Here is a 5,655-nt window from a genome sequence, read left to right as displayed (position 1 = left end):
CGGCAGACGATCGCGGCCTGCGTGGCCGCCGGGGCCGAGGCCCGGTACGTGCACGCCGACGACCGCGACGCCGACCGTCTCACCGCCGAGCTGGACGTGGTCCGCTCGGAGTGGGGCCCGATCACCGGAGTGCTGCACTGCGCCGAGGTCGTCGCGGACCGGCGCCCGGGTGAGAAGTCCGCCGCCGACGCCGACCGGGCGCTGAGCACGCACCTGGCCGGTCTGCCGGCGCTGATCGCCGCCACCGCGCAGGATCCGCTCGACACCCTGATGCTCTTCTCCTCGGTGGCCGGCTGGTCCGGCGACCTCGGCGACGGCACCCAGGCCCTGATCGGCGCCACCCTGGACCGGATCGCCGAGGCGGAGCAGCGCCGCCGTCCGGGCTGCCTGGTCCGCTCGCTGGCCTGGGACCCGGCCGGCGACGCCGGCCCGGTGACGGGTGAGACCGACAACGAGCCGGTTCCGGTCCACGCCCGCGCGGCCGCGTTCGTCGCCGAGCTGGCTGTCGACGGGCCCGCCCACATCGTGCTGACTCCGCGCTCGACGGTCCCGGACCGGGCCCAGCCGGCCAGCGTCGCGGTCGACGCCGGTACGCATCCCTGGCTCGCCGATCACCGGCCGCAGGACGTCGCGATCCTGCCCCTGGCGGCCGGGCTGGGCTGGATGGCCGCGGCGGCCCGGGTCCGGGAGCAGGACGCCGTGCTGACCGGCGTCCGGGTGCTGCGCTCGGTGGCCACGGAACACCCGCAGACCATCGGCGTCACGGTGTTCGGCCGGGAGGTGTGGCTGAGCAACGACGCGGGTGAGCCGTGCTTCCGGGCCGGCTTCGGCGCGCCGGGACCGGACCGCGAGTGGCGGCCCGCCGGTGACCCGGCGCGCTTCCCGGGCAGCTCGGTGTACGCCGGCCGGCCACTGTTCCACGGCCCGCGGTTGCACGTGGTCCGCTCACTCGGCGAGATCGGTCCCCAGGGGGTCGTCGGCACTGTCCTGGGCGCCCGGGCGATGGGCTGGCCCGACGACGACCTGCCGGTGGACCTCGCCGCCCTCGACGGCGCGCTGCAGCTCAGCGGCGTCTGGGCGATGGACGAGCACCGCCCGGTGCTGCCCATGGGGGTCGCCGAGTGCCGCATCCACCGCTGGGGCCGGTTGCCGGGCCCGGCGCTGTGCATCGTGGCCGACGGTCACCGCGACGAGCGCGGCGCTCGTTGCGACGCGGCCCTGGTCGGCCCGGACGGTGAGCTCTGGGCCGAGCTGCTGGGCATCGAGTTCATCGCCCCGGCCGGTCCGCTCAGCGTGCGCTGACCAGCCCCAGGCTGCTGGGCCGTACGCCGGGGAAGACGCTCGCCACGTCGCTGATGCCGCAGCGGGCTCGCAGGATCTCCCCGATGACCGCGCGGTAGTCGGTCGTCACGGCCAGGTCGCCGTCCACCAGCTGGGCGGCGGCCAGGCCGGGCCAGCGGCCGTGCACCTTCCCGCCGCGGACGCCCCCGCCGAGCACGAGCATGGCGTTGCCGTAGCCGTGGTCGAGTCCGCCGGACCCGTTCTGGCCGACCCGCCGGCCGAACTCGCTGATGGTGACCAGGGTGACCCGGCCCAGCCCGGCCGGCCCGAGGTCCGTGGCGAACGCCGCCAGCGCCTTCGCCAGGTCGGCCAGGTGGTCGTACATCTTCTTGCCCGGCGCCGCCGCGCCCAGGTTCTCGTGCATGTCCCAGTCGCCGGAGTCGACGGTCGCGCTGAGCAGGCCGACGTCCGCCTTGATCAGCCGGGCCACGTCCCGCAGCGCGGCCCCCAGCTCGGTGTCCGGGTACGCGGCCCCGTTGGCCGGCTGATACCCGGCCGCCTTGAGCTGTCCCGCCGTGGCGAGGGCCCCCGTGGTCATCGCCGTGGTCTGCGCCAGGGCGTCGGGTGCGCCCGCGTACAGGGCGGCCATGGTCGCGGCCATCGGGCGCTTCGGGTCCTCGCCGGAGAGTTTGAAGTCGTCGATCGAGGTCAGGCCGAGGCTCGGCGCCGGACCGGCCAGCACCCGGGCGGGCCGGGCGCTGCCCACCGAGACCGCGTCGAACGGATGGTCCGCGCCCAGCCGGCCCGTCATCCGGTCCAGCCACCCGGTGCGCAGCGTGGTGCCGGGCGCCGCGCGTTCCAGCTCCTCCATCGCCGAGAAGTGCGAGCGGTTCGGGGCCGGCTGGCCGACGGCGTGGACCGCGCCGAGCGTCCCGGCCTTCCAGAACGGCAGCAGCGGCGCCAGCGCCGGGTTCAGCCCGAAGTACGAGCCACGCCCGATGAGCTGGGACTTCGGCACGGCGATGCCCGGCCGGGCGGCGTAGTAGCCGGGGTCACCGGCCGGCACCACGGCGGACAGCCCGTCGAAGCCGCCGCGCAGGGACAGCAGCACCAGCACGTCGCCGGCGTACGAGCTGTCGGCGGCGAAGGCCAGCTGGGTGGCGAGCTGGTCGCCGACCAGTCCGGCGAAGACCCCGGCGGCGCCCGCGGCGAGGAGTTTGCGACGGGTGACCGGGGCACAGCCACAGGCCTCGACTACGGACATGGTCACCTCAGCGCGAAGTAGGGAGAGTTGAGCAGCAGGGCGACCAGGTACGGGAACGCCCACCCGGCAGCGGCGTCGCTCGCCTTCAGGGCCGAGGCGGGCGTTTTGCCGTAGTAGGCGGCGATGGCCGTGGTGTGCGCCGGGGCGAGGGTACGGCCGACCAGCCTCGTGGCGACCGCGTCGATCAGCGCGCCGTAGGTGGCCGGCACCGTACCCGCGAAGGCCGTGACCAGCGACGCCGGCCGCTGCAGCGTGCTGGGCCACCAGCCGGCGGCGATGTTCAGGTGCGCGTTCCAGCGCACGACCTGCCCGGACGGGGACGCCCAGGCGGCGGCGACGTCGGGATAGCCGTTCGGCGGCGCCCAGGCCATCGGTGCCTGCCCGGCGGACTCGGTGATCCAGTAGAGCGCCTTGAGCGCCTGGGTGCCGGACTTCTCGGGGGCGTAGCCGAGGGTGCGTACCGTCGCAACGATGTCCTCGAGCGGCGTGCGGGTCTTGGCGCCGACCGACGCGGCGAACTCGGCCGAGCCGAAGAGGGCGCGCAGCACCGGGGCGATCGCCGTCCGGTTGTCCAGGTAGACCTTGGCCAGCCTGGTCACCAGCGCGGGCGGCGGGTCGTCGGCGACGAAGCGGACGCAGAGCTTGGTGGCGATGCGCCGGGCGGTCGCCGGGTGCAGGGCCAGGTAGTCGAGCAGGGCCAGCGCCGCGGCCTCGCCGCCTTTGGCGCTCGTGTTGGCGTGGCGGAAGCCGAGCACCTTGACCGCGCCGGTGGCGTGCCGGCCGGCGTCGTAGCGGTAGCGCCCGTCGTCCCAGCTGACGGTCATGCCGGTGAGCAGCCGGGCGGCGTTCTTGACGTCGGACTCGGCGTAGCCCAGCCCGACCGTGTGCAGTTCCAGCAGCTCACGGCCGTAGTTCTCGTTCGGCGCGGCCTTGCTGGAGAAACGGTTGTCGAGGTACGTGAGCATCGCCGGATGCCGGGCCGACGCCTTCAGCAGGTCGGCGAAACGCCCCAGCGCGTACGGCCGGATCACGCTCCGGTCGTAGTCCTGCCGGCTGTCCCAGACGTCGCCGGCGGGGTTGGTGACGTTGAGGTGGTTGGACCAGAAGTCGACCATCACCTCGAACAGCTGCCGCTCGCTCCAGATCGAGCGGGCCAGGGTGGCGCAGCCCAGCTCGTACATGGTGTCCCAGCCGTACATCTTGAGCGCGCCGCTGCGCACCTTGGCCCGGACACCGTCGATCGTGAGCCGGCTCAGCGGCAGCCGGGCGACCAGGTCGTCGGCGACCGGGTCGGCGATGGCGGCCGGCTTGAGCTGCCGCTCCAGCCAGGCCGGCGCGCCCAGCCGGCGGATCTCGGCGGCCGACTCGGGCGTCGGACCGTACGTCGCCCGGCGCAGCAGGTGCAGCAACGGGTCACCGGGGAGGAAATCCGCAGTCGCCGTCACGACCGTCGACGTCGGCCGGCGGACGCCGATTCCCAGGGTTCCCGCCGCCGTGCTACCGGATCGCAACCGACATACTGCTGCCATGGCGCAGCGCAGGCGGGGTGAGCGGCGGGTCGAGACCGTCGGCTCGGGCGTCGCCGAGCTGGTCGGGGACCCGGACCGGGCGTCGGGCTGGACGCTGCTGCTCGACGGGGCTCCGCAGTCCCACGTCGACCTGGCCGACCCGGCCCACCTGGAGTTCGAGTACATCCGCCGGATGGCCGCGGCCATCGACCTGATCGCACCGGCCGGGGAGCCGCTGCGGGTCCTGCACCTGGGCGGCGGCGCGCTGACGCTGCCCCGCTACGTGGCCGCGACCCGGCCCGGGTCGCCGCAGCGGGTGGTGGAGATCGACGGGCCGCTGGTCGAGCTGGTGCGCCGGGAGCTGCCCTGGGACCCCAAGGCCAAGATCCGGGTACGCGTCGGCGACGCCCGCGAGGCGGTCACCGGCATGCGCGACGACGGGTACGACCTGGTCGTGGTGGACGTCTTCGCGGGTTCGCGCACCCCGGCGCACCTGGCGTCGGTGGAATTCATGCGGGAGGTGGCCCGGGTGCTCGCGCCGCTGGGCTGGCTGATCGCCAATGTGGCCGACGGGCCGCCGTTGCGCTATGCCCGTACCCAGGTCGCCACCATCCGGGCCGCGCTCCCGCAGGCCTGCCTGGTCGCCGACGCCGCGGTCCTGCGCGGCCGGCGCTTCGGCAACCTGGTCGTGCTGGCCGGGCGGAGCTCACCGCCGGTGCCCGAGCTGAGCCGGCGCGCGGCCGGCGACTGGTTCCCGGGGCGGGTCGAGACTGACCTCGATCGATTCACTTCCGGTCAGCAGCCGGCGACGGATATCGACGCTCTTCCCTCTCCGGCCCCTCCCGAGGGGCTGTTCAGCGCGCGACCCTAGACAGCAGTACGGGCCCCGCCGCCCAAAGGTTCACGCGCTCCGGGCCGGGGGTGCCGTCGTTCCACGATGAGCCAATTTCACGTCCCCGCGACTTGTCCGGCCTCTGCTATATCGATCTAATCGAGGTATGCCGGATTCGCATTTTCTCCCCACTGCGCTTCCCACCGGCCACTCCGACGCCTTCGGCCCGCTGCAGGGCGGTGAGCGCCCCCTGTGGCAGGGCCGGTGCGCTGTCGCCGAGTACGCCTTCGACCAGGCGGCGTCGCTGCCGCGCTGGGCGCTGCCGGAGAGCACCGAGGTCCTCGTGACCGACAACCGGGTGCTGTACGCGTACACCCGCTCGGACTCCCCCGACGACCTCGAGGTCACCTCGGGGGAGCTGCGCTGGCTCTACCCGCAGCACCTGCGGGTGCAGCCCGGCGCCCGGACGACGGGCCGCGCGGCCGCGGCGGCGCAGATCCAGCTCGTGTGCGCCGCTTCCGACGGCTCGTTCCCGGCCCTGGTCTTCGCGGGCGGCGACCTGGCCACGGTCGGCGACGCGGACAAGCTGGCCAACCTGATCCGGCAGTCGATCGCCCGGTTCCGGGTCGACCACGCGGACCAGCTGAACCTGTCGACGCCGCAGTCCCGGATGCTGTCGCGGCTGCTGATCGGCCCGGAGTTCAGCAACTTCCAGGGCGGTGAGGGCCAGACGGTGACGCTGCTCGGCGCCCTGTCGGTGCACCGGCCGG

At 74.3% G+C, this 5,655-nt stretch carries 4 protein-coding genes and 1 pseudogene; 3 read left to right on the top strand and 2 right to left on the bottom strand.

Annotation, left to right across the window (positions count from 1 at the left end; all coding sequences use genetic code 11):
* The coding region (locus AB0C29_RS30770; RefSeq protein ID WP_360827444.1) for a KR domain-containing protein at positions 1 to 1,302 on the top strand (1,302 nt) is incomplete at its 5' end.
* Here the strand turns inward: AB0C29_RS30770 and AB0C29_RS30765 are convergent.
* On the bottom strand, positions 1,289 to 2,545 hold the full coding sequence (locus tag AB0C29_RS30765) for a DUF1501 domain-containing protein (protein WP_360827441.1): 1,257 nt from the start codon (positions 2,543 to 2,545) through the stop codon (positions 1,289 to 1,291). The two genes, AB0C29_RS30770 and AB0C29_RS30765, sit on opposite strands and share 14 nt — an antisense overlap.
* Before the next feature lie 2 nt (positions 2,546 to 2,547).
* Entirely contained in the window at positions 2,548 to 3,990 is a 1,443-nt protein-coding gene (locus tag AB0C29_RS30760) for a DUF1800 domain-containing protein (RefSeq protein ID WP_360827438.1), read from the bottom strand.
* A gap of 82 nt (positions 3,991 to 4,072) precedes the next feature.
* Between AB0C29_RS30760 and AB0C29_RS30755 the strand changes: the two genes are divergently transcribed.
* Both AB0C29_RS30755 and AB0C29_RS30750 read left to right on the top strand, forming a co-directional pair.
* The gene (locus AB0C29_RS30755; RefSeq protein WP_360827435.1) at positions 4,073 to 4,924 is read left to right on the top strand and encodes a fused MFS/spermidine synthase; all 852 of its coding nucleotides are present in this window, start codon (positions 4,073 to 4,075) and stop codon (positions 4,922 to 4,924) included.
* A gap of 127 nt (positions 4,925 to 5,051) precedes the next feature.
* Positions 5,052 to 5,655: pseudogene (locus tag AB0C29_RS30750) on the top strand (hypothetical protein); the annotation flags it as partial.

Source organism: Actinoplanes sp. NPDC048791, from assembly GCF_040650095.1.
GTDB lineage: Bacteria > Actinomycetota > Actinomycetes > Mycobacteriales > Micromonosporaceae > Actinoplanes.
This window is presented reverse-complemented; position numbering and strand designations above follow the sequence as displayed.